At 72.6% G+C, this 15,210-nt stretch carries 16 protein-coding genes; 12 read left to right on the top strand and 4 right to left on the bottom strand.

Annotation, left to right across the window (positions count from 1 at the left end; all coding sequences use genetic code 11):
* The first annotated feature begins 92 nt into the window (after positions 1-92).
* The 9 genes from LJB74_RS05620 (at position 93) to LJB74_RS05580 (ending at position 8,803) form a co-directional block, all read left to right on the top strand.
* Positions 93-1,013, top strand: a complete 921-nt coding sequence (locus tag LJB74_RS05620; RefSeq protein ID WP_259307606.1) for an ABC transporter ATP-binding protein — start codon at positions 93-95, stop codon at positions 1,011-1,013.
* The gene (locus LJB74_RS05615; protein WP_259307605.1) at positions 1,010-2,653 is read left to right on the top strand and encodes an ABC transporter permease; all 1,644 of its coding nucleotides are present in this window, start codon (positions 1,010-1,012) and stop codon (positions 2,651-2,653) included. Before LJB74_RS05620 ends, LJB74_RS05615 begins: the two co-directional genes overlap by 4 nt.
* A 132-nt stretch (positions 2,654-2,785) precedes the next feature.
* On the top strand, positions 2,786-3,754 hold the full coding sequence (locus tag LJB74_RS05610) for an ABC transporter ATP-binding protein (RefSeq protein WP_259307604.1): 969 nt from the start codon (positions 2,786-2,788) through the stop codon (positions 3,752-3,754).
* Positions 3,741-4,706, top strand: a complete 966-nt coding sequence (locus tag LJB74_RS05605; RefSeq protein ID WP_259307603.1) for an ABC transporter permease subunit — start codon at positions 3,741-3,743, stop codon at positions 4,704-4,706. The genes LJB74_RS05610 and LJB74_RS05605 overlap by 14 nt, the downstream gene beginning before the upstream one ends.
* Positions 4,703-5,614, top strand: coding sequence for an ABC transporter ATP-binding protein (locus tag LJB74_RS05600; protein ID WP_259307602.1), 912 nt, complete (start codon positions 4,703-4,705; stop codon positions 5,612-5,614). The genes LJB74_RS05605 and LJB74_RS05600 overlap by 4 nt, the downstream gene beginning before the upstream one ends.
* Positions 5,611-6,339 (top strand): ABC transporter permease, encoded by a 729-nt coding sequence (locus LJB74_RS05595; protein WP_259307601.1) that lies wholly within the window; start codon positions 5,611-5,613, stop codon positions 6,337-6,339. Before LJB74_RS05600 ends, LJB74_RS05595 begins: the two co-directional genes overlap by 4 nt.
* 86 nt (positions 6,340-6,425) lie before the next feature.
* Positions 6,426-6,620 (top strand): helix-turn-helix transcriptional regulator, encoded by a 195-nt coding sequence (locus tag LJB74_RS05590; protein WP_259307600.1) that lies wholly within the window; start codon positions 6,426-6,428, stop codon positions 6,618-6,620.
* On the top strand, positions 6,607-7,044 hold the full coding sequence (locus LJB74_RS05585; protein WP_259307599.1) for a hypothetical protein: 438 nt from the start codon (positions 6,607-6,609) through the stop codon (positions 7,042-7,044). The genes LJB74_RS05590 and LJB74_RS05585 overlap by 14 nt, the downstream gene beginning before the upstream one ends.
* 163 nt (positions 7,045-7,207) lie before the next feature.
* Entirely contained in the window at positions 7,208-8,803 is a 1,596-nt protein-coding gene (locus tag LJB74_RS05580; protein ID WP_259307598.1) for an MATE family efflux transporter, read from the top strand.
* Here the strand turns inward: LJB74_RS05580 and LJB74_RS05575 are convergent.
* Together LJB74_RS05575 and LJB74_RS05570 are read right to left on the bottom strand one after the other, a co-directional pair.
* A complete protein-coding gene (locus tag LJB74_RS05575; RefSeq protein ID WP_259307597.1) occupies positions 8,772-9,269 on the bottom strand; it encodes a YbaK/EbsC family protein in 498 nt (165 codons plus the stop codon). The genes LJB74_RS05580 and LJB74_RS05575 overlap by 32 nt on opposite strands.
* The gene (locus LJB74_RS05570; RefSeq protein ID WP_259307596.1) at positions 9,266-10,012 is read right to left on the bottom strand and encodes a class I SAM-dependent methyltransferase; all 747 of its coding nucleotides are present in this window, start codon (positions 10,010-10,012) and stop codon (positions 9,266-9,268) included. The genes LJB74_RS05575 and LJB74_RS05570 overlap by 4 nt, the downstream gene beginning before the upstream one ends.
* 60 nt (positions 10,013-10,072) lie before the next feature.
* On the opposite strand from LJB74_RS05570, the gene LJB74_RS05565 reads away from it, so the two are divergent.
* The gene (locus LJB74_RS05565) at positions 10,073-10,555 is read left to right on the top strand and encodes an NUDIX domain-containing protein (RefSeq protein WP_259307595.1); all 483 of its coding nucleotides are present in this window, start codon (positions 10,073-10,075) and stop codon (positions 10,553-10,555) included.
* Here the strand turns inward: LJB74_RS05565 and LJB74_RS05560 are convergent.
* Positions 10,522-11,214 carry a trans-aconitate 2-methyltransferase gene (locus LJB74_RS05560; protein WP_259307594.1) on the bottom strand — a complete coding sequence of 231 codons (693 nt, stop codon included), beginning with the start codon at positions 11,212-11,214 and terminating at the stop codon, positions 10,522-10,524. The genes LJB74_RS05565 and LJB74_RS05560 overlap by 34 nt on opposite strands.
* A 139-nt stretch (positions 11,215-11,353) precedes the next feature.
* Between LJB74_RS05560 and LJB74_RS05555 the strand changes: the two genes are divergently transcribed.
* Both LJB74_RS05555 and LJB74_RS05550 read left to right on the top strand, forming a co-directional pair.
* A complete protein-coding gene (locus LJB74_RS05555) occupies positions 11,354-11,863 on the top strand; it encodes a hypothetical protein (protein WP_259307593.1) in 510 nt (169 codons plus the stop codon).
* Positions 11,864-11,922: 59 nt separating this feature from the next.
* Positions 11,923-14,082: a glycoside hydrolase family 3 C-terminal domain-containing protein gene (locus LJB74_RS05550; RefSeq protein WP_259307592.1), complete on the top strand. Its 2,160-nt coding sequence runs from the start codon at positions 11,923-11,925 to the stop codon at positions 14,080-14,082.
* Between the two features lie 60 nt (positions 14,083-14,142).
* Here LJB74_RS05550 and LJB74_RS05545 read toward each other — a convergent pair whose 3' ends face one another.
* Positions 14,143-15,153, bottom strand: a complete 1,011-nt coding sequence (locus LJB74_RS05545; protein ID WP_259307591.1) for a LacI family DNA-binding transcriptional regulator — start codon at positions 15,151-15,153, stop codon at positions 14,143-14,145.
* Between the last annotated feature and the right edge of the window lie 57 nt (positions 15,154-15,210).

The raw sequence follows: 15,210 nt of genomic DNA, 5'->3' as shown, positions 1-15,210 counted from the left end.
CGGTCCCACCGGACCGCGCGCGTCGACACCGTCGACCGCGCGACGGCTCCACCACCCTTGTCGATCCACCGATGCACACGAAGGGACCCGCCATGCCCGCACACGAGATGGCCATCCAGGTCGAGGGACTCACGAAGAGCTTCGGCAACGTCCACGCCCTGCGAGGTCTTGATCTGACCGTCCCCACGGGGCAGGTCACCGGGTTCCTCGGGCCGAACGGCTCGGGGAAGTCCACCACGATCCGGGTCCTGCTCGGCCTGCTGCGCGCCGACGGCGGCCGGGCGACCGTCCTCGGCGGCGACCCGTGGTCCGACGCGGTCCGGCTGCACCGGTCGATCGCCTACGTGCCCGGCGACGTCTCGCTGTGGCCCAACCTCACCGGAGGTGAGGCGATCGACATCCTGTCCCGGCTGTCCAGCCCCCTCGACCCGGCGCGCCGGAAGCTCATGCTCGACCGGTTCGAGCTCGACCCGACCAAGAAGGCCCGGACGTACTCGAAGGGCAACCGGCAGAAGGTCGCCCTGGTCGCCGCACTCGCCTCGGACGCCGAGCTGCTGCTGCTCGACGAGCCGACGTCGGGGCTCGACCCGCTGATGGAGGCGGCGTTCACCGAGTCCATCCGCGAGGTCAAGGCCGCCGGACGCTCGGTGCTGCTGTCGAGCCACATCTTCGCCGAGGTCGAGAAGCTGGCCGACCGCGTGACGATCATCCGCGACGGCGCGACCGTCGAGGCCGGCACGATCGCCCAGCTCCGTCACCTCACCCGGTCGCAGATGACCGTCGCGCTCGACGGGGGCGCCGACGGCCTCGCCGCGCTGCCGGGCGTGCACGACCTCCGGAAGCTCGACGGGCACGTGACCTTCGCGGTCGACGAGGCCGAGCTGCCGGCTGTCCTTGCCGCGGTCGCCCGGCTGCAGCCGCGGTCGATCGTCGCGAACCCGCCCTCGCTCGAGGAGCTGTTCCTCCGCCACTACGGCGACGAGCTCGCGACGCTGAACGGGGCCGAGCGATGACCGCGACCGTGACGCGCCCCGTGCCGGACGTCCGGCTGTCGTCCGCCGACTCGTTCGTCGGCCTCGGGTCGATGCTGCACCTCGTGCTCCGCCGCAACCGGGTCCGCCTGGTCGTGTGGTGGGTCGTGGTCGCCGGCCTGTTCGCGTACGTCGGTGCCTTCTACAAGGGTCTCTTCACGACCCAGGCCGCCCTGGACGACTTCGCTGCCCTGAGCAACACCCCGTCCATCAAGGCGCTGACCGGTCTGGCGGCGAACCCGAACACGCTCGGCGGGGCGGTCTGGACCAAGATCTGGATGACGTGCGCGCTCTCGCTCGCGTTCGGCGTCGTGTTCCTCGTCACCCGCAGCGGGCGTGCCGACGAGGAGCTCGGACGCACCGAGCTGCTCCGCTCCCGGGTCCTCGGGCGCCACGCCTACTCCGCGGCGTCGTGGCTGGTGGACGCGGCCCTGTGCGTCGCCATCGGCATCGGTGTCGCGGCCGCCTCGGCCGCCGTCGGGCTGGACCCTGACGGCACCGGGGTCACCGGGTCGCTCGTCGTCGGCGCGTCGGTCGCCGGGATCGGGCTGGTCGCGCTCGGGGTCGGTGCGCTCGCCGGTCAGGTGACGGCCACGTCACGCGGTGCGAACGCGCTCGGGTCGGCGGTCCTCGGGGCGTTCTACCTGCTGCGGATGATCGGCGACCTCGGCGACGGTCGCCTGAGCTGGGTCTCGCCCGTCGGGTGGGGCGAGCAGATGCAGCCGTGGGGAGCGAACCGGTGGTGGCCGCTCGTGCTGCTCGTCGCACTCGCCGCCGTGCTCCTCGCGGTGGCCGCGCGGCTCGAGGCCCGGCGCGACCTCGGCGCCGGCCTCATGCCGGACCGTCCGGGTCCCGCCGGTGCGCCGTCGCGGTACGGTGCGCCGCTCGGTCTCGCGCTGCGGCTCCAGCGCGGACCCATCATCGGCTGGAGCATCACGATCGTGCTGAGCGCCCTGATGTTCGGATCGGTCGTCCAGGCGATGACCAACCTGCTGACCGACTCCGGCTCGCCGATGACGGCGATCATCGGCGGGACGAGCGTGGACGCCCTCCTGTCGATGCTCGCGATGATGATCTCCCTGGTCGCGGCGGTCTTCGCGCTCCAGTCGGCAGTCTCCCTGCGGTCCGACGAGGCCGGCGGGATCCTCGAGCCCCAGCTCGCCGGAGCCGTGTCGCGGAGGTCCTGGGCCCTCCAGCGGCTGCTGATCCCGGCCGTCGGGGCCGCGGTGCTGCTCCTCGTCGGAGGCGCCGGCATCGGTGCGAGCTACGGCTCCCTCGTCCACGACCCGGGCCAGACGGGCCGGCTCGCGCTCGCGGGCCTCGCGTACTGGCCGGCCACGATGGTGCTCGTCGGCGTCGCGGTGGCGCTGTTCGGCTGGCTGCCGCGCCTCGCGATCCCGCTGACCTGGGGTGTGCTGTCGGCGATGTTCTTCGTCGTGATCATCGGCGACGCTCTCCACCTGCCGGACTGGTTGCTCAACCTGCTGCCGTTCTCCGCGACGCCGCATCTGCCGCTCGCGTCGCTGACCTGGACGCCGCTCGTCGTGATGACGCTCGTCGCGGCCGCGCTGGTCTGGGTCGGTCTCGACCGCTTCGCCCGTCGGGACGTCCAGCCGGGGTGACCACCGCGGTCGACGCGCCGGGAGGTGGATCCCACGTCCACCTCCCGGTGGAGCGGGTCCGGCACCGACTCAGGGTCGTCTCAGGGGGGTACCGGATGGCACCCGGGCGGTCGGCACGGCACGATCGCAGGCATGGACCTCCTCGCCCGCGTCAGGGATGACGTGCCGTCGACCGGTCCCGCCGTCGTGGCCGAAGGGCTGACCCGCACGTTCGGGCCGGTCACGGCGCTGTCGCAGCTCAGCGTCGAGATGCCCCACGGCGTCGTCGGCCTGGTGGGCGCGAACGGTGCGGGCAAGTCGACGCTGATCAAGATCCTGCTCGGCCTGCTGCCGCCGACGTCGGGTCGCGCGCAGGTGCTCGGCCTGGACTGTGCCACGGAGGGTCTGGCGATCCGCCAGGTCGTCGGGTACATGCCGGAGAGCGAGTGCCTGCCTCCGGACGTGTCGGCGACCGAGCTCGTCGTGCACCTGGCGCGGATGTCCGGGTTGCCGTCCGCCGTCGCGCGCGAGCGCACGGCGGACACGCTCCGGCACGTCGGGCTGTACGAGGAGCGGTACCGGCCGATCGGCGGGTACTCCACCGGGATGAAGCAGCGGGTGAAGCTCGCCCAGGCGATCGTCCACGACCCGCGGCTCGTGCTGCTCGACGAGCCCACCAACGGGCTCGACCCGGCAGGGCGCGACGAGATGCTCGGCCTGATCCAGCGGATCAGCGCGGACTTCTCGATCTCGGTCCTCGTGACGTCGCACCTGCTCGGCGAGCTCGAACGGATCTCCGACCACCTCGTCGTGATCGAGGAGGGCGTGCTGCAGCGGTCGACGTCCACGGCGGACGCCACGCAGCTCAGCGGGGTGGTGCTCGTCGAGCTCACCGACGGCGGTCCGGAGCTCGCCGCGCGGCTGCGTGCGGCCGGCGCCCAGGTGGCCGACGGCAGCGGTGCGCAGGTCTTCTCGGTCGAGCTGGCCGGCGAGTGGGTGCTCGACGCGATCCAGGACGGCGCGGCCGACCTCGGCGTCGGGCTGGTCCGCATGCAGCGTCGTCGTCATCACCTGACCGAGATCTTCCGACCCGAGCAGGAGGGCGCGCATGCCCGGCACTGAGCACGGCCCCGGCGCCGGCGCACCGGTGGGGGCCGCCGCGCCCGGGGGAGCGGCCGCTCCCGGCGGGCCTGCCCGGACCGACGACGTCATCCACGACATCGGCTTCCGGCACTACGACGGGCCCCGGTTCGGCCGCGGCTGGATCGTGCGGTCGCTCCTGGTCGAGACGGTGCGCGGGGTGTTCGGGCTCGGTCGCCCGGCCCGGTCGAAGGTCATGCCCTGGACGCTGATCGGCATCCTGCTGGTCCCGCCGGTGATCATCGCGCTCTCGCTCCTGCTGACCCACAGCACCGAGCTGCCGATCTCCTACACCCAGTACCCCGGGACGATGCAGCTGGTGATCGTGCTGTTCGTGGCCGGCGCCGCGCCGTACTGCGTCTCCCGCGACCTGCGGCACGGCGTGATGCCGCTGTACCTGTCGCGGCCGCTGAACCGCAGCGACTACGTGCTCGCGAAGTTCGGCGGTCTCGCGATCGCGCTGTTCGGCGTGCTCGCCCTGGCCGACACGCTGCTCCTCGTGGGCGCGCTGCTGACGAAGCTGTCGGTCGGCCACCAGCTCGCCGGCTGGGCGGGTGGCCTCCTCGTGGCGGCCGTCCTGGCACTCGTGCTCAGCGGGATCAGCCTGGTGATCGCGGCGTTCACCCCGCGCCGTGGCCTGGGTGTCGCGGCGATCGTCACCGGTCTGCTGATGGTCAGCGGGATCGTGCAGCTGCTGATCGCGGTCACGACGGAGAAGGGCTACCCGACGGTCGCCTCGTACCTGCCCGTGCTCGACCCGTTCACCCTCGTCGACGGGATCGCCGTGCGGGTGCTCGGCGTCGCCCCGACCAACGGCACGGCGTATCCCGACGGCGCAGCGGGGCTCGTCGTGTACTCCGCGATCGCGATCGCCACGATCGGGGCGAGCGTCGCGATCCTGGCCAGGCGGTACCGGAAGGGCGGTGGCGTGTGAGCACCCTGGTCCTGGACGGCGTCTCGCGCTGGTACGGGAACGTCGTCGCCGCCAACGACGTCACGATGACGATCGGCCCGGGCGTCACCGGGCTGCTCGGCCCGAACGGCGCGGGGAAGTCGACCCTCATTGCGATGATGGGCGGGTTCCTGGCGCCCTCGGCCGGCACGGTCACCCTCGACGGGACCTCGGTGTGGCGTCACCCCGAGATCTACCGCACGATCGGCCTGGTGCCGGAGGCCGAGGCCATGTACGACATGGTCACCGGCTGGCAGTTCGTGCTCGCCAACGCGCGGCTGCACCGCCTGCCCGACGCCGAGGGGGCGGCCCGGGCGGCGTTGGAGGCCGTGGAGATGATGGACGCGAAGGACCGCGACATCAGCACGTACTCCAAGGGCATGAAGCAGCGGGTGAAGATGGCGACCGCCCTGGTGCACGACCCGTCGGTGCTCCTGCTCGACGAGCCGTTCAACGGGATGGACCCGCGTCAGCGGCTGCACCTGATGGACCTGCTCCGCCGGCTCGGCGACGAGGGCCGCACGGTGCTGTTCAGCAGCCACATCCTCGAGGAGGTCGAGGAGATCGCCGGCACGATCGAGGTGATCGTGGCCGGGCGGCACGCCGCCTCCGGGGACTTCCGCCGGATCCGTCGGCTCATGACCGAGCGGCCGCACCAGTACTCGATCAGCTCGAGCGACGACCGTCGCCTCGCGGCCGCCATCATCGCCGACGGGTCAGCCGACACCGTCGACCTGACCTCGGGGACGCTCGCCGTGCAGGCCCCGGACCTGGGAGTGTTCGTGCACGCGCTGCCCCGACTGGCCCGTGACCACGGGATCCGCCTGCTCGACGTCTCGCCGGCGGACGAGTCCCTCGAGAGCGTGTTCGCCTACCTGGTGGCCCGATGAGCACCGTCGTCATGCAGCTGACCCGGCGGGGGCTGCTCGGCCGGCGTCGGGCCGTCCTGCTCGTGCTCATCCCCGTCATCCTGCTCGCCCTGGCGGGCCTCGTCCGATGGGGGTCGGGCGGGGACGTGCAGTACACGGTGAACCTGGCGAACGGGTTCGCACTGGGGACGTTCCTGCCGCTCATGTGCCTGCTGATCGGCACCGGCGTGATCGGGACCGAGATCGACGACGGGTCGATCGTCTACCTGCTGGCGAAGCCCGTGCCGCGGCGCACCATCGTGTGGTCGAAGCTGCTCGTCGCGTGGGGCGCGGCCCTGGTCTTCGCGGTCCTGCCGGTCGTCGCCACGGTCGAGATCGCGGGCGACGAGGCGGGGCGCCTGGGCTGGGCGTTCGCCGCTGCGGCGGCGCTGGCGGCCGGCGCGTACACGGCGCTGTTCGTCGCGTTGTCGGTCGTCACGCGGAACGCGGTGATCGTCGGCCTGCTCTACGCGCTGCTGTGGGAGACGGTGCTGGGCGGGTACGTGCCCGGGGTCCGCGACGTGAGCGTGCGGCAGTGGGCGTTGTCGGCGGCGGAGCACCTGCTCGGCGACCGGGCGTCCGCGATGGGTGTGACCTCGGCCGTCGGCCTCACCGCGGGCCTCGTGCTGCTCGCGGTGACGACGGTGGGGGCGATCGTGCTGGCCGTGCGGCGGCTGCAGACGCTGCGGCTCACCACGGCCGACTGAGCCCGGAGTGCGGCGCGCGCCGGTGGCGCGACGGGCGAGTGTCAAGGGTCCTTGACACCGCAAGGGATGACAAGCATCCTTGACACATGAGGAACGAGATCCGACGGCTCCGCGAGGAGCGCAGCCTCTCGCAGGCCGCACTCGGTGCCGAGCTCGGCGTCTCCCGGCAGACCGTCAACTCCCTGGAGACCGGGAAGTACGACCCGTCCCTCCCGTTGGCCTTCACCGTCGCCCGGTACTTCGGGCTGAGCATCGAGGAGATCTTCCATGTCGACGCCTGACCGCCCCATCGCCGCACCCAAGACCACCGCGACCTGGTACCTCCGGATCGCCGCCGCCGTGGTCGTCGACCTCGGGCTGGCCCTGGTGGTCGACTCCGCCGGGCACCCGGACGCCGCGGCGGGCGTCGCCGTCGGCGGCATGGTGGTCGTGGCGCTCGCCGCGGTCGGCCGCTGGCGCAGCGCCCGCGCGGCCGACGCCGCCGGACCCGCCGCGCGGCTCGCCGCCGGTCGCGCCGACGAGCGTGACCTCCGGGTGCGTCAGGGTGCGCTCGCGGTCGTCGGCAAGGTCGCTCTCGGCGTCAGCGGGCTCGCGAGCGCCGCCACCTTCCTCGACGTCGACGCCACCGCGATGGTGCGCACGATGCCGTTCGTGCTGGTCCTCACGATGGCGGCCGCGTTCGTCGTGGTGGACCGCCGCTCCTGACCGGACACCGGTCCGTCGAGGGGTGTCCGCACGGCAGGGCCGACGTGCTCAACCCGCGGACATATTCTCTGGTCAGAGGCGATCGTAACGATACGATCGGCGGGAGCCCGTTCCACGCGTCACCGCTCCTCTCACCCGTCTCGTCCTGAGGACCTGCACCTCCATGTCCAAGGTTCTGACCGCCGGTCCTCCCTGGCGCGTCATCCTCGCGTTCGCCGTCCCGCTCCTCATCGGCAACGTCGTCCAGCAGCTCTACCAGTTCGCCGACGCGATCGTCGTCGGGCGTGTGCTCGGCGTCGACGCGCTCGCCGCCGTCGGGACGACCGGGAGCCTGCTCTTCCTCCTCCTCGGCTTCGCGTGGGGCATGACGTCCGGGTTCGCGATCCCGACCGCGCAGGCGTACGGCGCACGCGACGCCGCCGCCGTGCGCCGCTCCGTGGCGACCGGTGCGATGCTCACCGGGGCGACAAGCATCCTGCTCACCGTCGGCGCGCCGCTGCTCGCCGGCCCGGCCCTGCGCCTGCTGCGCACCCCGGCCGAGCTGCTGCCCCAGGCGACGACCTTCGCGGTCGTCAGCTTCCTCGGGGCGAGCACGGTGATGGCCTTCAACTTCCTCGCGGCGATCATCCGCGCGATCGGCGACTCCCGCACGCCGCTCGTCTTCCTCACCATCAGCTGCCTGCTCAACATCGGGCTCGTCGTGACGTTCGTCGCGGTCCTCGGCCTCGGGGTCGCCGGTGCGGCGCTCGCGACCGTCTGCTCGCAGGCCACGTCCGTCGCGCTCTGCCTGGTGTACGTCCGGCGCCGGGTCCCCGTGCTCCACCTGCACCGCGGCGACTGGCGGGTCGGCCGCGACGACCTCGCCCGGCACCTCCGACTGGGCCTGCCGATGGGGTTCCAGATGTCGATCATCGCGATCGGCGCGCTCGCGGTGCAGGTGCGGCTCAACAGCCTCGGCGCCGAGGCCGTCGCCGCCTACACGACCGCCGCGCGTGTCGACGGGCTCGCGGTCGCCCTGCTCCAGTCGCTCGGGCTCTCCGTGTCGACCTTCGTCGCGCAGAACTACGGCGCGCGGCGACCCGACCGCATCAGGCTCGGCGTCGTCCAGGGCGTGTGGATGTCCATCGGCGGTGCGGTGCTCCTCGGCGCCGTGCTCATCACCGCCGGGCGGTCGATCGTCGAGCTGTTCGTCGGCCCCGGAGAGGAGCAGGTCGCCACCATGGCGGCGTACCTGCTGCACGTCAACGGGTCCCTCTACGCCGTCCTCGGCGTGCTCTTCGTGACCCGCGGGGCGTTGCAGGGCCTCGGGTACACGTTCGTCCCGACCCTCACCGGCACCATCGAGCTCATCATGCGCGTCGGCGCAGCCGTGGTCCTCGGTGCGGCGTTCGGCTTCACGGGTGTCGTCTGGGGGAACCCGCTCGCCTGGATCGGCGCGGTCGCGGTGCTCGTCCCGGCGTACCGCCGGGCGCGACGCCGCCTCGCGGACGTGTCGGACCTCCCGGTCGACCTGGACCCCGACCTCGTCGTGATCGAGGGCCCGGCCGAGGGGTCGGCGGTCATGGATGCCGTCGTCTCGGTGCGCGCCCCCGAGCACGACCACCACTCCGTGCTCGCCACCGTGCCCGACCTGGGCGTCCCGACCGACCTGAGCATGTCGACTGATCCCGGTGAGTCGGCCGGCCTGGGCGCCCCGACCGGCTCGGGCGTCGGTGTCGTCGCGCGCGTCAGGCGACCGAGGCGGCCCGTCCTCCGGTGATCCGGACGAGCTCGTCGAACGTCGCCGGGAAGACCGTCCGCGGATGGCCGGCAGCCGCCCAGACCACGTCGTGGTCCGCGAGCGCGACGTCGACCAGGGTCGTGAGCGTCGTGACATGACCCACGGGAGCGACACCGCCGATCGCGAACCCGGTGCGCTCGCGGACCAGGTCCGCGTCGGCACGCTCCAGGCGGTCGACCCCCAGGAAGGTCGCGACCTGCTGGGTGTCCACCCGATGGGCGCCCGAGGTCATCACGAGCACGACGTCCCGCTCGCCCGGGATCGGGCGGTCCGGGATCGCGAACACCAGCGAGTTCGCGATCTGGGCGACCGACACCCCGAGCTGCTCCGCCGCGGCGACGGCCGTGCGGGCGTGGTCGTCGAGCACGACGACCTCTCCGCGGGCACCGGCTGCGGAGAGCGCGGCGCGGACCCGGGCGACGGCCGGATGCTCGAGGATCGTCACGGTGCGAGCGTAGAGGACGGCTCTTCCGGCCGCTGCCCGCCGTAGATGACGTCGTCGAGGTGCTTCCAGTAGACGTCGATCCCGGCGAAGCCCGCCGCTGCCAGGTACTCGAGCTGCTGGGGGAGCGGGATCAGGTAGCGCACGTGGTTCTCGTGGCGGGCCTGCTCCTCCGGCGTGCGATGCCGGCGCTTGTCGGCCGCGTCCGGGTCCTGCCGGTCGGCGGTCCGCTCCCACGCCGCCGCGACGACGGCATCCGCCGAGCTCACCGCGTCGTAGTTGAGGTACCAGCCACCCGGGGCCAGCCGCGCGAAGATCTCCGCGAACAGACCCGCCTTGCGGTGGTCCGGCATGTGGTGGATGCACATCGAGCTCACGACGGCGTCGAGGACGGCCGGGATCTCGTCCGGCCACGCGCTCGTCGACATGTCGAACTCGACGTAGCGGTAACGCCCGGCGTACGCGGCCATCTCCTCCTCGCCGACCGCGATCATCTGCGGCGAGAAGTCGCTGAGGATCGCGGTGCTCCGCGGGTACAGGTCGAGGATGGTGCGCGCGGCCGAGCCCGTCCCTGCACCGAGGTCGAGGAACGTGAAGGCGTCCTGCTCGTCGAACGGAAGGAGCTCGCCGAGGAGCCGCCACCGCGCCGCGTTCTCGCGCTCACGCTCGGCGGCGCGCGCCGCACGGCTCCGCACGTGCTCCTCGGACTTCCAGATCGCGGCGTTCGTGTCCGTCGTCGGCTCCATGGCGCGAGCCTATCGACGGTCATCTCCCTGCTCTGCCCGGCTGTGGCAGAGTCACGGGGCGTGAGCGAACGATTCCGCGTGGTCCCGGCCGCCTATGTGGTGTTCCGTCGCACGACCGGCACGTCCGGCACGACCGGCGACGGTGAGCAGGTGCTCCTCCAGCTGCGGGAAGGCACCGGCTACATGGACGGGCACTGGGCCTGCGCCGCGGCCGGGCACGTCGAGCCGGGCGAGTCGGTGCGTGCGACGGCGTGCCGGGAGGCCCGCGAGGAGCTCGGCATCACGGTGGACCCGGCGGACCTCACACCGGTCGTCGCGATGCACCGCACGTCGGGCGAGGCGCCGGTGGACCAGCGGGTCGACTTCTTCTTCGAGTGCCGACGGTGGGTCGGCGACCCGCGACTGGTCGAGCCCGACAAGGCCGTCGACCTGCGGTGGTACGACCTGGACCGGCTGCCGGACCCGGTGGTCCCCCACGAGCGCGCCGTCTTCGAGGCGCTGCGCTCCGGTCACCTCGACCCGATCGTGACGTTCGGCTTCTGACCGGGGGCGAGGCGTTCCGGGGCCGAGTAGACGAGCGAGTACCGCCAGAACAGTCGCCGTCGCACGCGCGCACCGGGCAGGAGCTGCGCCGCCACGGCCCTGACCTCGGCCAGCGTCGTCGTCGGGGGCGCGGTCGGCGCGCTCATGGCGACGCGCGCCTCGGACGAGCGGGCCGACAGGAGCAGACCCATGACCAGGTTCGCAGGGACGGCCACGAGGTCGAGGAGCCGGTCTCCGCGGGTCGCCGCCCGGTAGCAGCCGACGACCACGACCCGTCCACCGGGCGCGACCAGAGAACGGAGCCGGGCCAGGGCGGTGGGCAGCGGCAGGTGGTGGACGACGGCAACCGCCGTCACGACGTCGAACACGCTCCCGTCCGGTGGGTCGCGCAGGTCGCGCACCTCGAAGGTGACGGTCGGGAGGGCGGTCGACCTGCTCCGCGCGAGGTCGACGACCGCACGGTCGGTGTCGATGCCGGTCGCGCGATCGACGCGCCCCGCCAGCGCACGCACCAGGTTCCCCGTGCCGCAGCCGACGTCGAGCGACGTCGTCGCATGGTTGGGCACCTGCCGGAGGATCCAGCGGTGGTAGGCGTCGTTGTGGCTCCAGGGGTGCGCGGCGTTGACGCGGTCGAGCATCGAGAGGAGGACCGTGCGCACGGCTTGCACTCTGCCACGTCGGCTGTCCCGAAACGGCCCCGGTGGCGTCGTCGCCTCGTTACCCTGGCGACGGTGCTGAACGGCGTGGTTCCCGGCAGCACCGCACCGTCCGGACCACGCAACCGCACGCGAGGACTCCATGAGCAACCCGATCCAGCCCCCCGGCAACTACCCGTCGATGCCGGAGGCGGCCTGGGGTGGACCGACCGTCCAGGGCCCGGCCCCGGCGTCCGTGGTCAACGCTGCGAGGCTGATCGTTGTGCGCATCGTCCTGGCGCTGCTCGGCGTGATCGTGACGCTGACGACCCAGGACTCTGTCAGGTCCGCCCTGGCGAAGGCCTCGCCGACGATGGACCAGAACACTCTCGACACCGCGACGCGCGTGGCGGTCACCGTCAGCGTGGTGTCCGCCATCGTCTTCGCGATCCTGTGGGGCGTGCTCGCCTGGCTGATCGTCAAGGGGAAGAACTGGGCGCGCATCGTCATCTGGGTCTTCGCCGGGCTGACCCTGCTCTTCGGGCTGATCTCGCTCCTGCGACCCTCCGGCGTTCTCAGCCTGGTCATGGGTGTGATCGACGTCGGCCTCGCCGCGGCCATCATCGTGCTGCTCGCTCAGCGCCCGAGTGCGGAGTTCTTCCGCCGCCGGTAGGCCGCGGTCCTGATGCCGGACGGCACAGATGCAGTGGGCTCTTCGACGAGGTGAGGACGATGGACGACGACGTCAACGCGTACACCCGGGCGGTCGACGCGGTACGGGCGGGCGCCGACCCGTTCGCCGAGGCGACGGCGCTCGTCCGCCGGCTGGGCCCGGAGGAGATGCTCGGGCTGCTGGACGGCGACACCCCGTTCTGGCCGGGGCTGGACGAGATGGGCCGGATCTACAACGCCCGGCCGTACGTGCACGGCGAGGTGGCACGGCTGGGCATCCCGGGAACCAGGTTCGTCGACGGACCGCGCGGGTGCGTCGCCGGTGAGGGAACGGCCTTCCCCGTCTCCATGGCGAGAGGCGCCACCTGGGACGTCGAGCTCGAGGAACGCGTCGGCGCGGCGATCGGACGCGAGGTGCGCGCGCAGGGGGGCAACTTCTTCGGCGGGGTCTGCGTCAACCTGCCGCGGCACCCGGCCTGGGGGCGCATCCAGGAGACGTACGGCGACGACCCGTTCCACCTCGGCGAGCTCGGTGCGGCGCTGACCCGCGGCGTGCAGCGCTACGCGATGGCCTGCGCGAAGCACTTCGCGCTGAACTCGATGGAGAACGCACGCTTCCACGTCGACGTGACCATCGACGAGGCGACGCTGCACGAGGTCTACCTGCCGCACTTCCGCCGCGTCGTCGACGAGGGCGTGGCAGCGATCATGTCCGCGTACAACTCGGTGAACGGCGAGTGGGCCGGCCAGAACCGCTACCTGCTCACGGAGGTGCTCCGCGACCAGTGGGGCTGGGACGGCGTCACGGTCAGCGACTTCATCTGGGGTCTGCGCGACGCCGCGGCGTCCCTCAACGCGGGGCTCGACCTGGAGGAACCCTTCCGGCAGCTCCGCGCCCGGGACCTGCCGGCGCAGCTCACGGCCGGTGAGACGTCCTGGGCCCTGGCCGAGCGTGCCGGCGTGCGCCTGGTCGCCGCACAGCTCCGGTCGTTCGCGGACCGGGAGGTCGAGGACCCGGCCCCCGCGGTGATGGCGTGCGAGGAGCACCGCGCGCTCGCACGCGAGGTCGCCGCGCGTGCCATGGTCCTGCTCCAGAACGACCCGGTCGACGGCGCACCGGTGCTCCCGCTGGACCCGGGACTGATCCGACGTATCGCGGTGATCGGTCGCCTGGCCGTCACGCCCAACGAAGGCGACCTCGGGTCGTCGTGGGTGCACGCGCCGAGCCACGTCTCACCGCTCGACGGCATCCGGGCGGCCTTCCCGGGCGCCGAGGTCGTGCTCGTCGACCAGGACGACCCGCAGGCCGCCGCGCAGGCTGCGGCCGAGGCCGACGTCGCCCTGGTCGTCGCCGGGTTCGACGGGCGGGACGAGGGCGAGTACGTCGGCGGGGACACCTTCGCCGACCCCACGTTGCTGGCGCTGTTCCCGCCGGCGCCGGCAGGGGCGGGTGTGCCGCAGCTCGGCGAGTCGATCATGACCGCCGGGTTCGGCGGCGACCGGGACTCCCTGCGGCTGCGCCCCGTCGACGTCGAGATCATCCGTGCGGTCGCGGCGGCGAACCCGCGGACCGTCGTCAGCGTCGTGGCGGCCGGCGCGGTCGTGTGCGAGGAGTGGCGGCACGACGTCCCGGCCCTGGTGATGATGTGGTACGCGGGCATGGAGGGCGGTCACGCCCTGGCCGACGTCCTCACGGGCGTCCAGAACCCTGCGGGCCGGTTGCCCTACTCGATCCCGACGAGCGAGGAGCACCTGCCCTCGTTCGACAAGGACGCGCACGCGGTCACGTACGACCGGTGGCACGGGCAACGGCTGCTCGACCGCCTCGGGGCGCCCGCGGCTTTCCCGCACGGGTTCGGGATGTCGTACACGACGTTCTCGATCGTCGGAGCGGGCGTCGACCGGTCGGTGGACGGCGCGCTCGCGGTCCGTGCCCAGGTCCGCAACTCGGGCGACCGCGACGGCCGCCACGTCGTCCAGGTGTACGGGCGGCGCACCGACGGTCGTCGCGCCGGCGAGACCCTCCTGGTCGGGTTCCGGAGCGTGCCGGTGGCGGCCGGGGAGACGGTCGAGATCACGGTCCCGGTGCACCTGGGCGCCCTGGGTGCGTGGGTGCCGGAGGTCCGTGCGCTGGACACCCCCGCGGCGGACGCCGTCGTCCTCGAGGTCGGCGCGCACGCGCACGACCCGGAGGCGCACCACCTGCACATCGTGGGGTGAGGGATGCGCGGGTCGGCCGTCCCTGTCATCGAGGGTCCCTCGTGTGGGCCCCTGCGGAGGTCATGACCTCGCAGGCGGAGCGGTCGACTCGCGCTCGATCACGGTGGTGGCGAGCTCGACGCGTGGGGTGGCGCGGGCGCCGTCGCGCGCCAGCTCGATCACCATGCGGGTCGCCTCACGTGCCATCTCGGCGAGCGGCTGCCGCACCGTGGTGAGCTGCGGAGAGACCCACTGGCAGAGCTCGACGTCGTCGAAGCCGACGACGGACAGGTCCTCGGGGATGCGCAGCCCGCGGTCGCGCGCCGCCTGGTACACCCCGTAGGCCTGTTCGTCGGAGCCGCTGATGATCGCCGTCGGCCGCTGCGCGATGCCGAGGAGCTCCGCACCCCTGGTCCGGCCGCCGCTGACGAGGGAGTCGCCGTGGCGGACGAGCTCCGGGTCGAACTCGATGCCGGCACGTCGCAGGGCCGCACGGTAGCCGTCGAGCCGGTCGCGGTGGCAGATCTGCTCGATCGGCCCGGTGATGAAGCCGATCCGGCGGTGCCCCAGGCGGATGAGGTGGTCGGTGGCGTCGCGGCCGCCGGCCCAGTCGGTCGCGGCGACGGTGGGCAGCGCCTGGTCGCTGCTGCCGACCGGGTCGACGAGCACGACGGGCATGCGGAGGCGGGCGAGCTCCTCGCGGCCGGCAGGGAGGAGCTCGGAGACGATCAGCACGACGCCGTCGGAGCCCCGCTCGGCGAGGTGGTCGAGCCAGTCCGGGGTGCCGACCGGGCTGCCGTGGGTGGTCGTGATGACGAGGTCGGCCCCGAGACGTGCCGCTTCGGCCTGTGCCCCGCGCAGCAGCGCGGTGGCCCACTGGGTGTCGAGGTCGCTGATGACGAGGTCGACCAGCCCGGCGCCCTGCCCGGTGCGTCCGCGTCGCTCGTAGCCGTGCTCGACCAAGAGCTGCTCGATGTGCCGTCGCGTCGCCGCGGACACCCCGCGTCGCCCGTTGAGGACCTTCGACACGGTGGGCACCGAGACGCCCGCTGCGTGAGCGATGTCCGCGATGGTCACGGTTCGACCAGACATCCGCATTCCTCCTGCGCTTGATGTTGACGGGCACCCGACGGCACGTCTATCGTACCC

Origin of the sequence: Cellulomonas sp. P24, from assembly GCF_024704385.1 — a bacterium.
Classification (GTDB): domain Bacteria; phylum Actinomycetota; class Actinomycetes; order Actinomycetales; family Cellulomonadaceae; genus JAJDFX01.
This window is presented reverse-complemented; position numbering and strand designations above follow the sequence as displayed.

Excerpts from the sequence above, each read along its gene's own strand:
- LJB74_RS05620 (WP_259307606.1), top strand. The coding sequence starts at position 93 with ATGCCCGCACACGAGATGGCCATCCAGGTCGAGGGACTCACGAAGAGC.
- LJB74_RS05615 (WP_259307605.1), top strand. The coding sequence starts at position 1,010 with ATGACCGCGACCGTGACGCGCCCCGTGCCGGACGTCCGGCTGTCGTCC.
- LJB74_RS05610 (WP_259307604.1), top strand. The coding sequence starts at position 2,786 with ATGGACCTCCTCGCCCGCGTCAGGGATGACGTGCCGTCGACCGGTCCC.
- LJB74_RS05605 (WP_259307603.1), top strand. The coding sequence starts at position 3,741 with ATGCCCGGCACTGAGCACGGCCCCGGCGCCGGCGCACCGGTGGGGGCC.
- LJB74_RS05595 (WP_259307601.1), top strand. The coding sequence starts at position 5,611 with ATGAGCACCGTCGTCATGCAGCTGACCCGGCGGGGGCTGCTCGGCCGG.
- LJB74_RS05590 (WP_259307600.1), top strand. The coding sequence starts at position 6,426 with ATGAGGAACGAGATCCGACGGCTCCGCGAGGAGCGCAGCCTCTCGCAG.
- LJB74_RS05585 (WP_259307599.1), top strand. The coding sequence starts at position 6,607 with ATGTCGACGCCTGACCGCCCCATCGCCGCACCCAAGACCACCGCGACC.
- LJB74_RS05580 (WP_259307598.1), top strand. The coding sequence starts at position 7,208 with ATGTCCAAGGTTCTGACCGCCGGTCCTCCCTGGCGCGTCATCCTCGCG.
- LJB74_RS05570 (WP_259307596.1), bottom strand. The coding sequence starts at position 10,012 with ATGGAGCCGACGACGGACACGAACGCCGCGATCTGGAAGTCCGAGGAG.
- LJB74_RS05555 (WP_259307593.1), top strand. The coding sequence starts at position 11,354 with ATGAGCAACCCGATCCAGCCCCCCGGCAACTACCCGTCGATGCCGGAG.
- LJB74_RS05550 (WP_259307592.1), top strand. The coding sequence starts at position 11,923 with ATGGACGACGACGTCAACGCGTACACCCGGGCGGTCGACGCGGTACGG.
- LJB74_RS05545 (WP_259307591.1), bottom strand. The coding sequence starts at position 15,153 with ATGTCTGGTCGAACCGTGACCATCGCGGACATCGCTCACGCAGCGGGC.